Source organism: Mammaliicoccus sp. L-M44 (genome assembly GCF_022386355.1).
GTDB classification, from domain to species: domain Bacteria; phylum Bacillota; class Bacilli; order Staphylococcales; family Staphylococcaceae; genus Mammaliicoccus; species Mammaliicoccus sciuri_A.
Window position 1 is genome coordinate 103,231 of the sequence record NZ_JAJNIU010000002.1, and the last position, 16,445, is coordinate 119,675.

General features: G+C 34.4%; 17 protein-coding genes. 1 reads left to right on the forward strand and 16 read right to left on the reverse strand.

All coding sequences use genetic code 11. The features are described 5' to 3' along the window. Positions 1-99: 99 nt before the first annotated feature. Genes moaA through LQ611_RS01650 form a run of 6 tightly spaced genes read right to left on the reverse strand, consistent with a single transcriptional unit; the run spans position 100 to position 4,154 of the window. Positions 100-1,122 carry a GTP 3',8-cyclase MoaA gene (gene moaA / locus LQ611_RS01625; RefSeq protein ID WP_107596416.1) on the reverse strand — a complete coding sequence of 341 codons (1,023 nt, stop codon included), beginning with the start codon at positions 1,120-1,122 and terminating at the stop codon, positions 100-102. A 28-nt stretch (positions 1,123-1,150) separates the two neighbouring features. Continuing rightward, entirely contained in the window at positions 1,151-1,741 is a 591-nt protein-coding gene (gene mobA, locus LQ611_RS01630; RefSeq protein WP_103360717.1) for a molybdenum cofactor guanylyltransferase MobA, read from the reverse strand. A gap of 7 nt (positions 1,742-1,748) precedes the next feature. Continuing rightward, the gene (moaD, locus tag LQ611_RS01635; protein WP_025906812.1) at positions 1,749-1,982 is read right to left on the reverse strand and encodes a molybdopterin converting factor subunit 1; all 234 of its coding nucleotides are present in this window, start codon (positions 1,980-1,982) and stop codon (positions 1,749-1,751) included. Beyond that, positions 1,982-2,431 carry a molybdenum cofactor biosynthesis protein MoaE gene (locus tag LQ611_RS01640; RefSeq protein ID WP_025906813.1) on the reverse strand — a complete coding sequence of 150 codons (450 nt, stop codon included), beginning with the start codon at positions 2,429-2,431 and terminating at the stop codon, positions 1,982-1,984. The genes moaD and LQ611_RS01640 overlap by 1 nt, the downstream gene beginning before the upstream one ends. 8 nt (positions 2,432-2,439) lie before the next feature. After that, positions 2,440-2,898, reverse strand: coding sequence for a molybdopterin-guanine dinucleotide biosynthesis protein B (gene mobB, locus LQ611_RS01645; RefSeq protein ID WP_025906814.1), 459 nt, complete (start codon positions 2,896-2,898; stop codon positions 2,440-2,442). Further along, positions 2,895-4,154 (reverse strand): molybdopterin molybdotransferase MoeA, encoded by a 1,260-nt coding sequence (locus LQ611_RS01650; protein ID WP_239709304.1) that lies wholly within the window; start codon positions 4,152-4,154, stop codon positions 2,895-2,897. The genes mobB and LQ611_RS01650 overlap by 4 nt, the downstream gene beginning before the upstream one ends. A gap of 67 nt (positions 4,155-4,221) precedes the next feature. On the opposite strand from LQ611_RS01650, the gene moaC reads away from it, so the two are divergent. Continuing rightward, on the forward strand, positions 4,222-4,701 hold the full coding sequence (gene moaC, locus LQ611_RS01655) for a cyclic pyranopterin monophosphate synthase MoaC (RefSeq protein ID WP_103360720.1): 480 nt from the start codon (positions 4,222-4,224) through the stop codon (positions 4,699-4,701). Here moaC and LQ611_RS01660 read toward each other — a convergent pair whose 3' ends face one another. The 10 genes from LQ611_RS01660 to LQ611_RS01705 all read right to left on the reverse strand — a co-directional run bounded on the left by LQ611_RS01660 (position 4,702) and on the right by LQ611_RS01705 (position 16,334). Continuing rightward, positions 4,702-5,202 (reverse strand): MogA/MoaB family molybdenum cofactor biosynthesis protein, encoded by a 501-nt coding sequence (locus LQ611_RS01660; protein WP_037560270.1) that lies wholly within the window; start codon positions 5,200-5,202, stop codon positions 4,702-4,704. An 11-nt stretch (positions 5,203-5,213) separates the two neighbouring features. Beyond that, the gene (locus LQ611_RS01665) at positions 5,214-6,215 is read right to left on the reverse strand and encodes a ThiF family adenylyltransferase (RefSeq protein ID WP_103360721.1); all 1,002 of its coding nucleotides are present in this window, start codon (positions 6,213-6,215) and stop codon (positions 5,214-5,216) included. Positions 6,216-6,336: 121 nt separating this feature from the next. Then, positions 6,337-7,497: a nitrate/nitrite transporter gene (locus LQ611_RS01670; RefSeq protein WP_103360722.1), complete on the reverse strand. Its 1,161-nt coding sequence runs from the start codon at positions 7,495-7,497 to the stop codon at positions 6,337-6,339. Positions 7,498-7,701: 204 nt separating this feature from the next. Beyond that, complete coding sequence (nreC, locus tag LQ611_RS01675) at positions 7,702-8,355, reverse strand: nitrate respiration regulation response regulator NreC (protein WP_025906820.1); 654 nt, start codon at positions 8,353-8,355, stop codon at positions 7,702-7,704. A 16-nt stretch (positions 8,356-8,371) separates the two neighbouring features. After that, the gene (locus LQ611_RS01680; protein ID WP_103360723.1) at positions 8,372-9,406 is read right to left on the reverse strand and encodes a sensor histidine kinase; all 1,035 of its coding nucleotides are present in this window, start codon (positions 9,404-9,406) and stop codon (positions 8,372-8,374) included. Continuing rightward, a complete protein-coding gene (gene nreA, locus LQ611_RS01685) occupies positions 9,403-9,846 on the reverse strand; it encodes a nitrate respiration regulation accessory nitrate sensor NreA (protein WP_103360724.1) in 444 nt (147 codons plus the stop codon). The genes LQ611_RS01680 and nreA overlap by 4 nt, the downstream gene beginning before the upstream one ends. 29 nt (positions 9,847-9,875) lie before the next feature. Then, entirely contained in the window at positions 9,876-10,556 is a 681-nt protein-coding gene (gene narI, locus LQ611_RS01690; protein WP_103360725.1) for a respiratory nitrate reductase subunit gamma, read from the reverse strand. Continuing rightward, the gene (narJ, locus tag LQ611_RS01695; protein ID WP_025906824.1) at positions 10,549-11,124 is read right to left on the reverse strand and encodes a nitrate reductase molybdenum cofactor assembly chaperone; all 576 of its coding nucleotides are present in this window, start codon (positions 11,122-11,124) and stop codon (positions 10,549-10,551) included. The genes narI and narJ overlap by 8 nt, the downstream gene beginning before the upstream one ends. After that, positions 11,117-12,673, reverse strand: coding sequence for a nitrate reductase subunit beta (gene narH / locus LQ611_RS01700; protein WP_103360726.1), 1,557 nt, complete (start codon positions 12,671-12,673; stop codon positions 11,117-11,119). Before narH ends, narJ begins: the two co-directional genes overlap by 8 nt. Next, the gene (locus tag LQ611_RS01705) at positions 12,663-16,334 is read right to left on the reverse strand and encodes a nitrate reductase subunit alpha (RefSeq protein ID WP_103360727.1); all 3,672 of its coding nucleotides are present in this window, start codon (positions 16,332-16,334) and stop codon (positions 12,663-12,665) included. The genes narH and LQ611_RS01705 overlap by 11 nt, the downstream gene beginning before the upstream one ends. Positions 16,335-16,445 lie beyond the last annotated feature (111 nt).

Consider the following 16,445-nt stretch of genomic DNA (forward strand, 5'->3'; position numbering starts at 1 on the left):
GTAATTAGATATGCGCTCACTTAGAGACATTTCTCGGAATTCTGTCACTAACGACGCCTCTTACGGACATTTCTCAGAATTCTGTCCCTAATTTCTAATTTAACCACCTATATAGTTCATATTAATTTTATTTTTCTTTCGTCTTGCTACTGTAGCTGCTGTTCGTTCATCTGAGTATCTGTCATCTCTTATATTCCATAAATACTTTAATGTGCTTAATAATTCTTCGTCTGTCTTACCGCTTCTTAGCTCTGATTTTATATCATATCCATTCTTTTCAGCGAATAAGCAACCATAAAATTTACCGTCAGATGAAATTCTTGTTCGTGTACATGATGAACAAAATGATGCTGATACACTCGTGATCAAACCAAATTGTGCGCCGTTATCTTTATGGCGATAGTATGTTGCAACTTCTCCAAAATAATTGGCGTCCACTGGTTCTACATCATAGGCAGAAGAAATGATTTTTAACATTTCTTTCTTAGTGACGACTTTATCAAAATTCCACCCGTTATCATTACCTACATCCATAAATTCTATAAATCTTACGATAATGTTTTTCTCTTTAAAATGCTCAACAAGTGGTAATATTTCTTGGTCGTTCACCCCTTTTTGGATCACGACATTCACTTTAACTTTTAAACCTATGCTTACTGCATAATCTATTTGATCGAGTATTTGAGAAGCGGATATTTGACGATTATTAATCGATTTAAATAATTCATCATCCATTGCATCTATACTTACATTCACTCTTCGTAGTCCTGCATTGTATAAATTTAATCCATGTTTTTTTAACAACATACCATTTGTCGTTAGTCCGATGTCTTCTATACCTTCTATTTTGTTCAAAGCTTCTACAAGCTCATATAGATTTCGTCTTAGAAGCGGTTCTCCGCCTGTAATTCTAATTTTCTTTACACCAAGTGAGCTGTATAACTTAGATAATCTCGTAATTTCTTCAAAACTCAATAATTCTTCTTTAGGTAAGAAGACGTAATCATCTCCAAAAATTTCTTTTGGCATACAGTAATCACAACGAAAATTACATCGGTCGGTAACGGATATTCTTAAATCTCTAATTGGTCTTCCTAATTTATCTTTGATAGGTTGATGCATCGTAACGCCCCCTCTACCTATACAATCGTTAAGACTCGGCTTTTTCTAAATCTTCAATGTAATTTATATTTTGGTACCAATTAGTTGAATCTTTCACATTTGATACATCTAACCATTGTGAAGGTTTCTTTTCATATATATCTTTCATTCTAAAAGCTTCATGGCCTAACGCTTCTTTAATGTCCGCTTCAACACGATGACTATAAAATGCTAACGTCGGCATTTTTTTACCATTTGCTTCGTATCCAGCAATGTCTAGCTGTTCTTCCATTACACGCGAAATAAAAAATTGATATAAATGACTAATCGCTTTTTCGGTAATTTTAGGTGTATCGCATGCAATCACAAAATAACATTCCGAATCATGTTTTTGCATAACGCTATAAATCCCACCTAAAGGACCATTATTTTTGTACTTTGATAAATCTACGACAACATCATGGTGATTGAATGAATCTTTCAATTCTTCACTCGTACTAATCACAACTTTTTCAAATAAATTCGTTTGATTTAAAGTTTGAATGATTTTTTCATAAAATACTTCTCCATTAATTGTCGCTAACGCTTTTGGTGAACCGAATCTACTGGACTTACCGCCAGCTAGAACTATTGCTATCATTTTCTCTTTACCCTCCACTAACTGGTGGAATCAATGCAACAACATCTTGGTCTGTTATAACACTTGATTCTTGCACAAATTCCTCATTTACAGCAACTTGAAAAGTTTCATCCTTTAACTCTGGATGCTTCTCAACTAAATATTGCTTAAAGTTTAACACAGAGTAGTCTTGGTTAAGAGTTATTTGCTCTTCATTTATGTTTATTATTTCTTTTAAATGAGCAAAATACAATACTTTCATTATTCACCCTCCATTTGAATAGAAGAATGGTATTGTTTTTGACTGCCTTGCCATTCTTCCCCATCTTCCCATATTTCTTTTTTCCAGATTGGTACGATTTCTTTAATCCTTTCAATCGCATATTCATTCGCCTTATAAGCATCTTGTCTATGCGGTGAAGATACACTGATAACAACAGCTATATCTGAAATTTGTAATTCACCAATTCTATGTGCAATTGCAACTATTGTACCTGGCCATTTTTCTTTAATTTCATCACCTATTTGAGCTAATTTCTTCTCCGCCATTGGGATGTATGCCTCATAAGCTAAGTACTCGGTTTTAATGCCTTTTGTCCATTCTCTAACATGTCCTGTAAAGACAACAACTGCTCCTTGTTTTTCATTGAGTGTCCAGTTTCTGTATTGCTCAGGATTTATTGGATCATTGACGATTTCAAATTGTTTCACTTCTACACCTACTTTTTCAACCAATTTTCAAACCAAACTATAAAGTCTTTCTTTTCTTCAAGTTTAAACGCATCAAACTGATATACAATATTGTGTAATGTTTGTGCTAAATCTTCAGATTGCTTCGTCAAAAGTACTTTTGGAAAATGATCATGCTTAAATCCTTCAATTAATAGCACATCAGGCTCAACAGACAAATCTTCATCTATTATTTGCTGTAGTGACTTCTCTTCATACGTTACTCTCTCTATTAATTGTTTACCCAACACGATACTTTCTTTAGCACCGCTGTTTATAAATGTTAAACTGTCTACCTCTTTATGATTTAAAGAAATTTCGTCTGCACCGTGCCCATGGTGTTTAATTGTAGATACTGTTAATTGCTGAATGCGGCATTCTTTAATTAATTCATTTATTAATGTTGTTTTACCACTATTTTTATAACCAACTATTTGTAAAATTTTCATAGTGTTAATTTACTTTCATATGACTGATGGTCTGTTAATAGAACTTTTACATCGTCACCTTTTTGATAGCCTCTAGTTCCACTAGGTAAAATAATCATACCATTACTTTTAGCAATCGCGACTACCGCATTTGATTTATTAAATCCTGACGGTTCAGCATAAACACCTTGTGAAGTGAATGATAATTTACCTCTAATAAATCTCGTAAATGGGTTGGCTTTTTTAAAGTCTTCATTCAACTTCGCATCTATAATGACTGGGTAAATAGCATCTGCAGACATCATTTTTTGAATGGTTGGCTTAGTAAACAAATGAAATCCTGAGTAACAAGCTGATGGATTCCCTGATAAACCAAACAACATCTTCTCATCTTTGTAAGCAACCGTTGTTACGCTACCTGGTCTCATTTGCACTTTATTAAAGAGCACTGTTGCACCAATTGCATCATACACTTTCGGTAAATAGTCAAAGTCTCCAACTGATACCCCACCTGTTGTAATCACGATATCATCTTGTGACATTGCTTTTTCAACAATATCAATGCACCCTTGTAAGTTATCTTCTTGAATGTTATATGTAGTAGCTTCGATATCAACTTCTTTACATAAAGATTCAATCATTGGACCATTTGAATTTCTAATCTTACCTGGTTCTAATGGATCATTTAGTCCTACTAACTCGCTACCTGTTGCGATGACGGCAACGGTTGGCTTTTTGGATACTTTTACAGTTTGGTAACCAAATGTTGCCAACACTGCAATAACACCACTATTTATACGCTGTCCTTTATGTAAGACGTATTCATTTTCTTTACATTCTTCGCCTTGAAACGCAACATTTTCACCTTCCGTAAATGGTTTACGAATAGTAAATCCTGTTTCTGTTTCCACCGTTTGTTCAAACATTACAACTGCATCTGCACCTTCTGGTATAGGGGCGCCAGTCATAATACGTACCGCTTCTCCACTATTTAAACTCACGCTTGAAGCTGTTCCAGCACCGATATGATCTACAACTTTAAATGATATTCTATTCTCTCCTGTTGCCCCTTTAGAATCAGCACTTTTAATTGCGAACCCATCGTAAGGTGACTTATCAAATCGAGGAATATCGTAAGTTGCTTGAATATCTTCAGCAAGTATATAGTTTAGACTTTCATTTATTGATACTGTTTCTGTCTCTAATTGCTTTACTACTTTGATAACACGTTCAATTGCTTCTTTTACTGGTATAGGTGTTCTCATTTCAACTGCCAATTGTCTACACTCCCTATCAATTTATTTAAACTTACATGTTATAATATCTTTAGAAAGGATGATGATTTTGTCTGAATTTACACATTTTAACGAGCAAGGCCATGCAAAAATGGTCGATGTCTCAGATAAAGAAACAAGCACACGTATCGCAATTGCAAACTCAAGTATTAAAGTAAATCAAACAATCTATGATCAAATAAAAAATGCAACAAATAAAAAAGGCGATGTACTTGGTACAGCACAAATTGCTGGCATTATGGCTGCTAAGAATACAAGCCAATTGATACCTATGTGTCACCCACTTCAATTAACAGGCATCGATATTTCTTATGAATGGGATAAAGATGAACCATACACAATAAATATTTCAGCAACCGTTAAGACGAAAGGTCAAACAGGTGTAGAAATGGAAGCTTTAACTGCTGCAAGTGTTACAGCTTTAACAATATATGATATGTGTAAAGCCGTTGATAAAGGTATGATTATAGGTGAAACATATTTATCTTATAAGACTGGTGGCAAAAACGGCGACTTCAAACGCCAATAGTTATTTATTAAGCTCATGTACTAAATGATTCAATTCTTTAGTTATGAGCTTTTCCATTGCTAATTTAACTGCACCTGTAGAACCCGGTATTGAAATAATAACTTGATGCCCGACTGTACCTGCAATGGCTCTAGAAAGTATGGCTCTCGTACCTACATCTTCTGTATAACTTAAATATCTAAATATCTCACCAAATCCTTCTATTTCTTTATCTAGTAAAGGTTTAATCGCCTCAATCGTCACATCTCTTTGACTAATACCTGTACCGCCAGTTGTAATAATGGCGTCTACATCTTTACTTAACCACTCATTTACTTGTGTTTGAATTTCAGTGACATCATCTTTAACAATTTGATAATGCCCCTCTTTAATTTCAACATTGAGATCTTTCAAATATTGTTGAACAAGTTGTCCACCTTTATCTGTTTCTTTCGTTCTCGTATCACTTACGGTTAATACTGACACATTTATAAGACGATCTATTCTATTAACTACACTCATCGATTTAACTCCTATCCAAACATATTCTCAACAAACTGTCTGCCTTCTTCTACAGAATCCAAATCATGAATTAATAATCTACCATTATTAAATGCTACGACACGATGGTCATCGTATAAATACTGAATCATATACGCATTAGAACGGTGCAATAATCCATTTTGAGCAACAAACTTTTCAATTGCTGGTCGATTAAGTTTCTCGTTTATATATTGAACAGTATGACGGCCACATAATTCAGTTAGTTGTTTGTCTGAATTTGATAATTTTGAATAAGTTGGTTCTGCTCCACAAGTCTCACAATCGTCTCGTTTCATTTGTTCAAATCCAAATGATTGATGTTCACCGAACCAAACGTCACCGTACGTAATTCTAGGTGTAAATGAATAACCAGCTAATATTTTAAGTGCATCTGCAACTTGTAAACTTGCTGCAATTGTTACTGCAGGATTTATCACGCCTACTGTGTCACAAGTTCTGTTAATCACTGGCAATTGTGGTAATACACAGTTGAAGCAAGGTGTTTCTTTAGGCACAAAAGTCGCTTGAACATAAGTAGATTCTAAGCATGCGCCATATATCCACGGAATATTCATCTTGTACGCAAAATCATTAATAATTTGTCTTGTATTAAAATTATCTGTCGCATCAATAATAATGTTTGAGTAACGCGCAACTTCGTATAATAACTTTGCATCACATTGCGCAATATAAGATTTTATTGTAATGTCTTCACGAATTTTCTTTAAATGTCTTTCTGCTGCTACAACTTTAGGCAACATTTCTTTAATATCATTCTCTATAAATAATGTTTGTCTTTGTAAGTTTGACGATTCAACATAATCTCGATCAATAATATTGAGTCTCTTTATACCCGATCTAGTCAACTGTTCAGCAACATGAGTACCAAGTGCACCCATGCCTACAATAGTGACACTCGCTTGTTCAATTCTTTCTTGACCTTGTTCTCCAATTTTATCGAATAAAATTTGACGAGAATAACGTTCGTTCATTTATATCAACCTTTCACGAATCTCTTTAACTCTATTATAGAGTTAAACGCTTTTATCCTCAATTAATTATAAGGCTGAAGCAACACATTGCCTCAGCCTTTTTAATTTTAAAGACAAACAACTAAACATGCTTTCTTTCTATTTTAGTCATATGCATCATTGTAATGAGTGCAAGCACACCAAATATAGCAAGCATAAAGAATGCTAAATGATTTGAACCAGTTAAACTCGTTACTAACGTTATAATTAATGGTGGGAAGAATCCGCCGAGACCACCCATCATAGATACGATTCCGTTTACAACACCTGCTTCTTTTGTGAAGTATGTTGGTACAAGTTTAAATACAAGTCCATTACCAATACCTGCACAAACACTTATCGTTAAACAGCCAATTGTAAACAAGATGAGATGATGTGATATTGAAAGGACGATTGCGCCCATTATTAAACCGATAAAGAATATTTTCAATACGTTTAAAGCATTAAATTTATCTCCTAACATACCACCAATAGGTCTTAGTAATGTTGCAATCGCAATAAAGATACCTGTTCTAATACCAGCATCTACTTTATCAATTTCAAAATGACTCACTAAAAAGTTCGGCAAGAACAAACCAAATGCAACAAATGCACCAAACGTAATAAAATACCAGAAACTAAAATAGTAAAGTTTATAGTTATTGATGACTTGTTTAGTTTGTGAAATCATTGGAATTTTCACTTTAGGTTCTTCTTTATCTCCAAAGATAAACATTAATACTGCGAAGATAAGTAATACGATTAAATAAAGTTGTACAGTATGTTGCCATCCGATAATACCTGCTATTGGAGGCGCTAAAAATGATGATACAGCTGTCCCTAAATTACCCATTCCATAAATACCATTCGCAAAACCATGCTTTTCTTTTGGAAAATATTTAGGAATAGAAGTAACACCTACTGAAAAGATTGCACCACCGAGACCTATAAAGAATCCTGCAACCATCAATCCTGTAGTTGAATGTGCTTGGCTTAAATAAAATACTGGAAACAATAAAATAATAAAACTCACTAAAAATACAAGTCTAGAACCTAATAAGTTCGTATAGTAGCCAATTGGTATTCTTAAAATCGATCCTAAAATAACGGGTATTGCTAAAATAATAGCTTTCTGACCTTCTTCTACACTTATATCTTGTGTAATATAAGGCATTAAAGGTGCGAGTATACTCCAAACCATGAATCCTGCCATTAAACTAAAGGTTTGGAGCGGTAGTTGAACTTTTCCTAAGTTGTTTCTCATGTTTTTCACCCTTCGAAATTAATCTTTATGTATAATCTTTCCAATATTATTGTAGGTTATTTGTGAAAAAGCGCACATAAGGATATCCCCTTATTGAAACACGGAAAATCCCTATATTCATTTATAAATTCAATCCGATAAAAAACATAAAAAGACCTGATAAACTGAGGCTTTTGGGCCACAATTTATCAGGTCAATTTTGTTTTAGAAGTCTAATAATTTTTTCTTCATAGCATATTCAACTAATTCTGGACGCGATTTTAAACCAAGTTTATCCATAATTCGCGCTTTATGTGCTTCAATCGTTTTGACAGAAACGAATAATTTCTCCGCAATTTCTTTATTACCATAGCCCTTTGCGATTAAAGGTAAGATTTCTAGTTCTCTTTGAGACAATATTTTAAAAGGATCAGAAGTACTTTGCTCATTGTTATCTTGATGATTAAAGAGTTCATTCACTAGTGAACTTGTAACTTTAGAATCAATATACATATCGCCTCTATATATCGTTCTTACAGCATGTATCAATTCTTCATCTGGTGCATTTTTTAAAATATATCCTTTAGCACCACTTCTTAATACATGAAATAAATATTCTTCATCATCAAACATTGTTAATATTAATATTTTAGTTTGCTTAAAGTCTTCTGCTATTTTACCAGTTGCGATTAATCCTGATTCACCAGGTGGCATACTTAAATCCATGATCAATACATCTGGTGAATGTTTTGCAACCATTTGATATGCTTCTATACCATCTGCAGCTGTCGCAACAACTTCCATGTCTTCTTGATAATTCAAAATCATTGAAAAGCCTGTTCTCACCACTGCATGATCATCTGCTATTACGATTTTCATATATACCACCCACCATTTATGCTATTGGTACATTCAATTTAATATTTGTACCTTTTTTAAGTTTACTTTCGATATTGATTTTACCGCCAACAATTTCAGCACGTTCCTTCATACCATATATACCAAGTCCTGAACCTTTTGGCTGACTGCCTAATACAAAGCCATTTCCTTGGTCAGCAATTTCAACTTCTATTTCATTGCCATCACAAGACATATGTACATCAACACTATCCACATTAGCATACTTCAATGCATTAAACACCGCTTCTTGTACAATTCTATATACGACCGTTTCTATCTCCGTATTAAAACGTTTAATAGATGAATCATAATGATAGTGAACATGGAAGCCGAAATTTTTCTCAAGCTGTTTAAAATATGACTTAAAAGCTGCGTCTAATCCAAGGTCATCTAATGATGAAGGTCTTAGTTCTAAAGATAAGTTTCTAATATCATCGATTAATCGAGACATTAACGTTTCAATATGTTGAGACTGCTGCTTCAATTCGTCAATATCATTCTGATATTTCAATAATCTAAGTTCAACACTGACATTAAGCAATTCTTGAACAACACCGTCGTGTAACTCTCTAGAAATTCTTTTACGCTCGTTTTCTTGTGCGGATATTGTTTTTTGGATCATCGTTTGTTGATGTAATTTCTGTTGTCTTTCAATTTGTGGCGATACATTTTGTAATGTATACACTTTAACATCGTCTTCTTGACTAATCGTTTGATAAGTCGCTGTAAAAGGTTCAACAGTCCCGCTATTCGTCTGCATAAACACTTGAAAGCTTGTGTTGCCAATTTTTGAAGACTCTAAAAAGCAGTCTCTACATGATTGTATTGCATATTCATTTGAATAACCTTCACATCTACTACAAATGGCATGTGTCAATGATGATTGATTGTCTTCTGAGATTACTCTTCGGGCAGCTTCATTCATATTAATTACCTGTCCTTTACTATTTAAAAACACAATCATTTCGCTCGTTTTTTCATAGTATTGTTTTAGTATATCCATTAATATTGAAGCATCTTCTGAACTCATGCATTCATCATATCCTTTCCATAAAATGGTCCAAAGCGATTAAAATCATTCATATCTATTTCAGGAAATAATTTATCATCTCGCTGTCCTAATAAGAGCACGCCATAAACTCTATACTTTTTCCATAATGGAATCGCAAGTAATGATGTTAATTGTTCACTTTGAACAATTGGATAGTTAAAGAGTTGATCATGATATGGGCTTTCTTTTAAGTCACGAATTTCAATAGGTTTCCCACTTTTAATAACAATTCCTGCTATCCCTCTACCGCTTCTTAAAACGATGTTTTGATATCTATGATTTAAATTTCCAGATACATATTGCCACTTTATATGAAAGTGAGCAGCGTCTTCAGAAGTCATAGCTAATCCGACAAAATCAACACCATAAGTACTACGAATAAGATCCAACTGTTCCTGAAAATTAAAATCATTAGACATTTTAAACACCTCGACTTTTTATTTATAGTTTAATTCGTTTTATGTTTTCTGTAAATAATGTAACTTCTACTAAAGTAATTAAGTGGCACACTCCAAACATGTACTAATCTCGTAAATGGCCATAAACTTGTGATTAAAAATCCTAAAATAATATGCGTCTTAAATGTTAAAGGTACGTCATTCATTAAAGCAACATCTGGTTTAAAGATTAATAAGCCTCTAAACCAAACAGAAATTGTTTGTCTATAATCAAAGTCTGGTGTTGTCGCGTTCGTCCATAATGTTGAAATACAACCCATCAATACGATCACTAACAATAATATATTTACTATAATGTCCGATGCTGAACTTAACCTTCTTACATTTTGTTTCGTGATTCTTCTAGCTGTTAACAGAACCATACCAACTAATGTCACAATACCGAAAATACTTCCAATATAAACTGCACCGATATGATATAAATGGTCATTAACGCCGACACTACTCAACCATTCTGCAGGTACACCTAAACCAACTATATGTCCGAATATAACTGGAATAATACCTAAGTGAAATAAAATACTTCCCCACATCAATTGTTTCTTCTCAATAAACTCACTAGACTTTGCTGTCCATGAAAATTGATCATATTTAAATCTGAATAAATGACCGATAATAAAAATAGCGATACATAAATAAGGATAGATAACCCATATAAATTGATTAATCACCGTTGATCACCTTCTCTTGCTCTACTACACATGATTTTAACGTTTCTCTAATTGCTTTAATCAGATGAAAATACGGACTGTTTTGTTTACCTAAAGCTTGAAGCAATCCATATGTCCCATCTTCAATGACCATCACAACAAGCGTTAAGCTTTCTTGTGCACGACTGTCACCTCTCCACTCTGCAGCATATAAGAATTCAAGCATAAGCGGTAAAAAATCTGACAGTTCATTTTGAGGCATTTCTAGCCCGAACATTTCATAAAGTACTTTTAATCTTGCAAGCATTTGTCCTCGTTCTTTTTGTTCTGTTAGCTTGTTGTATGTCATATATAACGTCGTCTTTTTTTCAAAATCAAACGTTCTTGTATACACTTCTTGAATATCATCTAATGAAATATCATGCATATTTTCCCAATATTGCTTAATGTCACGATAAGCCGGATGATTCGTATCGAAAGCTTTATCAAATGCTTTAGGATGAAAGTCTAGCTTTTCTGGATAAGTTAACTGGTTACTAAAGAAACCAAAGCTTTCTTTAAGTTCATATAATGCATCTAAATTAATCACGGAAAATCCCTCCATAGAAGTTCTCATTGTATATTTCTTGTCCGGATTTTTGCTCTGATAATCCTTGAACACCACAACCATCACAATTTGAGCCAAACATTTCGCCACCATATCCTTGGCTACCTTGTGCTCTGTAAGTATCCATGTAACCTTCTTTATGAGATGTCGGAACAACAAAACGATCTTCATGTTTAGCAATCGCGAGTAATCTATACATCGATTTCGTTTGTCTTTCCGTGAGTCCTACGCGCTCAAGTCTTGAAATATCAAAGTCTTTACCACTTGATTTAGCTCTCATATAACTACGCATCATCGCCATTTTTTGGAATGCTTCTTTAACCGTCTTCGTATCACCTGCTGTTAGCATATTCGCTAAATATTGAACAGGTAATCTCATTTCTTCAATTGCTGGGAAAATCATATCTGGATTTCTAATAGAATCTTTACCTTCAAAGTAATTCATAATCGGACTTAATGGTGGACAATACCATACCATTGGCAATGTTCGATATTCAGGGTGTAAAGGAAATGCTAATTTATATTCTATTGCCAGTTTATATACTGGTGAATTTTGTGCCGCTTCAATCCAATCATGTGAAATACCATCTTTTTCAGCTTGTTGAATAATATCTTCATCAAATGGATCTAAAAATAGATCAAGTTGTTTTTGATATAAGTCTTTTTCGTTTTCTGCAGAAGCTGCTTCTTGAACTTTGTCAGCATCATAAAGTAATACACCTAAATATCTCATACGACCTGTACATGTTTCAGAACATACTGTTGGTAAACCAGCTTCAACTCTAGGGAAACAGAATGTACATTTCTCTGCTTTGTTCGTTTTCCAGTTGAAATATACTTTCTTATAAGGACAACCTGTCATACAGTATCTCCAACCACGACATGCATCTTGGTCGACAAGTACAATACCATCTTCATCTCTTTTATACATTGCACCAGATGGACATGATGCAACACAGCTTGGGTTTAAGCAATGTTCACACAGTCTTGGTAAATACATCATAAATGTTTGGTCGAAGTTAAATTTAATTTCTTCTTCGATTTTTTGAATGTTTGGATCAGTAGGTCCTGTAACATGAGCACCCGCTAAATCATCTTCCCAGTTCGGTCCCCATTTAATATCTAATTTTCTACCTGAAATAACAGATTCTGCTTTTGCTACTGGAGAATGGTTACCTTCTTTAGCTGTTGTTAAATGTTTATAATTATATGTCCACGGTTCATAATAATCTTTCATTTCTGGCATATCAGGATTATAGAAAATTTTACCTAATGCAATTTTAGATAGTTTACTACCTGACTTTAATTCTAATTTTCCTTTTTTGTTGAGTACCCAACCACCTTTATAAGTTTCTTGGTCTTCCCAACGTTTCGGATAACCGATACCAGGTTTTGTTTCAACATTATTAAACCATATATATTCAGCGCCTGGTCTATTTGTCCATGTACTTTTACATGTGACACTACATGTATGGCATCCTATACATTTATCTAAATTCATAACCATAGCTACTTGCGCTTTAATCTTCAAGCCAATCTACCTCCTTCATTTTTCTTATTGCAACATATACATCTCTTTGGTTTCCAATTGGCCCATAGTAATTAAAGCCATAACTTATTTGTGCATAACCGCCTACTAATTGTGTAGGCTTCAAGTGGATACGTGTAGGTGCGTTATGTGAACCACCACGAGTATCTGTAATTTCTGATCCAGGTGTCTCAATATGTTTATCTTGTGCGTGATACATAAACATCGTACCTCTAGGCATTCTATGTGATACAACTGCTCTTGCTGTAACGACACCATTTCTGTTATATACTTCTAACCAATCATTATCTTTAATGTCGTTCGCCATTGCGTCTTCTTTCGCAATCCAAACAGTTGGACCACCTCTAAATAACGTCAACATATGCAAATTATCTTGGTATGTTGAATGAATATTCCACTTACCATGTGGCGTTAAATATCTTAATACTAATGTATCTACGCCGCCTTTTATGTTTTTATCTTTCGTACCAAATACCATTGGCGGCAATGTTGGTTTATAGATAGGTAAGTTCTCACCAAACTGTAAGAATACTTCATGATCAATATAATAACTTTGTCTACCTGTTAACGTTCTAAAAGGTACAAGACGTTCGATATTTGTCGTAAATGGCGAATATCTTCTGCCTAATTTATTCGAACCAGGGAATACTGCTGTCGGTATAACTTCTCTCGGTTGTGCTGTTATATTTTGGAACGTTATTTTTTCTGATGCACGTTCAGCAGAAATATCTTTCAATGTCATCCCCGTTTGTTCTTCTAAGTCATCGTATGATTTTTGTGAGACTTTACCATTTGAAGCTGATGAAACATTCAATATGACATCTGCTACTTTACGTGCTGTATCCATTCTAGGGAGACCATTTTTAACAGTGTCATCTTCCCACGTATCTAACATAATCTTCAATTCATCGTATTGCTCTTTAACTGAGAAACTTACCCCATGAGCACCGACTTTACCTTTTTCTAATAATGGTCCAACTGATACATATTTATCGTATATAGCTGTATAATCCCTTTCTACAACTGCGAAACCAGGCATTGTTTTACCAGGTATTGCTTCAATTTCACCTTTAGACCAATCTTTAACAATTCCGTAAGGTGTTGAAATTTCTTGTTTAGAATCATGTGCTAAAGGCGTTGTCACAACATCTTTAAATGTCCCTTTCATATGTGTCTTCGCTAAATCCGAAACAGATTTTGCTAACGTTTTATAAATATCCCAGTCTGATTTTGATTCCCATAATGGGTCAACTGCAGGGTTAAATGGATGTATGAATGGATGCATATCAGTAGAAGAAATATCATGTTTTTCATACCACGTTGCTGCTGGTAATACGACATCTGCATACAACGGTGTTGCTGTCATTCTAAAATCTAACGCAACTAATAAATCTAGTTTACCGGTTGTTTCTTCTCGCCATACAATCTCTTCTGGTTTATCTGTTTCATTAGGGTTTGCTAATAGACCTGATTTAGTTCCTAATAAATGTTTCATAAAGTACTCTTGTCCTTTTGCTGAACTAGAGATTAAATTTGAACGCCATACGAACAATGTTTTTGGATGATTTTTCTTTGCATCTGGATCTTCTATAGCAAATTTAGTCTTTTTAGATTTTACAGATTCAATTGCCCTTTTAAGAATCGCTTCATTTGAGTCATCCCCTGCATCTTTTGCTTCTTCACCAAACAATAAGCTATTACAATCAAATTGCGGATATGATGGTAGCCATCCTAATCGAGCAGCTAATACGTTATAATCAGCTGGATGTTGATGTTTTAATTCATTAGATAATGGTGACTGTAATTTATCAACACCAGACTCTTCATATTTCCACTGATCCGTTGCAAAGTAGAACCAACTTGTAGCATTTTGAAGTCGAGGTGGTCCTTGCCAATCCTTCGCAAAAGCAATCGTTGACCAACCTTCTATCGGACGACATTTTTCTTGACCAACGTAATGCGCCCATCCGCCACCATTTACACCTTGGCATCCGCATAATATAACAAGGTTTAATATAGAGCGGTAAATTGTATCAGAGTTAAACCAGTGATTGATACCTGCCCCCATAATAATCATTGAGCGACCATTTGTATCAACTGCATTTTGAGCAAATTCTCTTGCCACTTGCGTCACAATAGAAGATTTAACACCTGTTACTTTTTCTTGCCATTTAGGCGAATACATTGAATTTTCATCTTCATAACTTGATGCTTCAAGTGGATGATTTAATCTTCTTACGCCATATTGACTTGTCATTAAGTCATATATTGTCACGATATAAATTGTTTCTCCGTCTTTATTTTCGATTTCTTTAACGATAATAGGTCTTTCAAAAATACCATTTCCATCATTATCAAAATACGGAAATTGAATTGTTATCACTTTTGATTCATGGTCTTTAAAAGATAGAGCTGGATCTATTTCTTTCCCATCTTCACCAACTAAATTTAAATTCCATTTAACGCCTTCTTCATATCTTTGTCCCATTGTTCCATTAGGTATGACAAGTTGTTTACTATTTTGATCGAATACAACAGGCTTCCACTCTGCACGTTCTGTCTCCATACCTAAATCACTAGATCTTAAGAAACGACCTGCTTTATAGCCTTCTCCATGTTTATCAAGTTGTATGATAAAAGGCATATCCGTGTATTGTTTTGCATAGTTGATAAACATCTCTTCTTGCTTATCTTCATAATATTCTTGAAGAATGACATGTGTCATAGCTTGTGCTAATGCTGCATCAGTACCAGGATTTGGTGCTAACCAGTTATCAGCAAATTTCACATTTTCAGCATAGTCTGGTGCGACAGAAACAACTTTAGTACCTTTGTATCTAACTTCTGTCATAAAATGCGCATCTGGTGTACGTGTTAAAGGTACATTTGATCCCCACATAATAATATAACCGGCGTTATACCAATCACTTGATTCAGGAACATCCGTTTGTTCACCCCAAATTTGTGGTGAAGCCGGTGGTAAGTCAGCATACCAATCATAAAAACTAAGCATTTCCCCACCTAATAACGATATAAAACGCGCACCTGAAGCATAGCTAATCATGGACATAGCCGGTATAGGTGTAAATCCAGCAATTCTATCTGGACCATATTTTTTCACAGTATATATAATTTGTGCTGCGATGAGTTGTGTCACATCTCTCCAATTTACGCGAACGTGTCCACCTTTACCGCGCGCACTTTTATAAATTTCAGCTTTCTGCTCATCTTCAACAATAGATGCCCAAGCGACAACAGGATCTCCAAATTCGCTTAATGCAGCTTTCCAAAGTTTCCATAACTTACCTCTAACATAAGGGAATTTCACACGTAATGGACTATATTCATACCATGAAAATGAAGCACCACGCGGACATCCTCTAGGTTCAAACTCAGGCATATCAGGTCCACAAGAAGGATAATCAATTTGTTGATTTTCCCATGTAATCACACCATTTTTCACGAATACTTTCCATGAACAAGAACCTGTACAGTTCACACCATGAGTCGTTCTGACAACTTTATCGTGACTCCATCTTTCTCTGTACATTTTCTCCCATTCTCTACTTTTTTCTTCTAATATAGACCAATTTCCATTAAATTTTTCGGTTGGCTTAAAGAATTTCAAACCTAACTTAGACATAGTTAGAACCTCCTATTATTTGCCCTTAATTATCTATATCAATTGTAATTTTTTTCACAATGTTTATGTATTAGGGGATTACCTATACAACATGACGAATTCCCTACATTC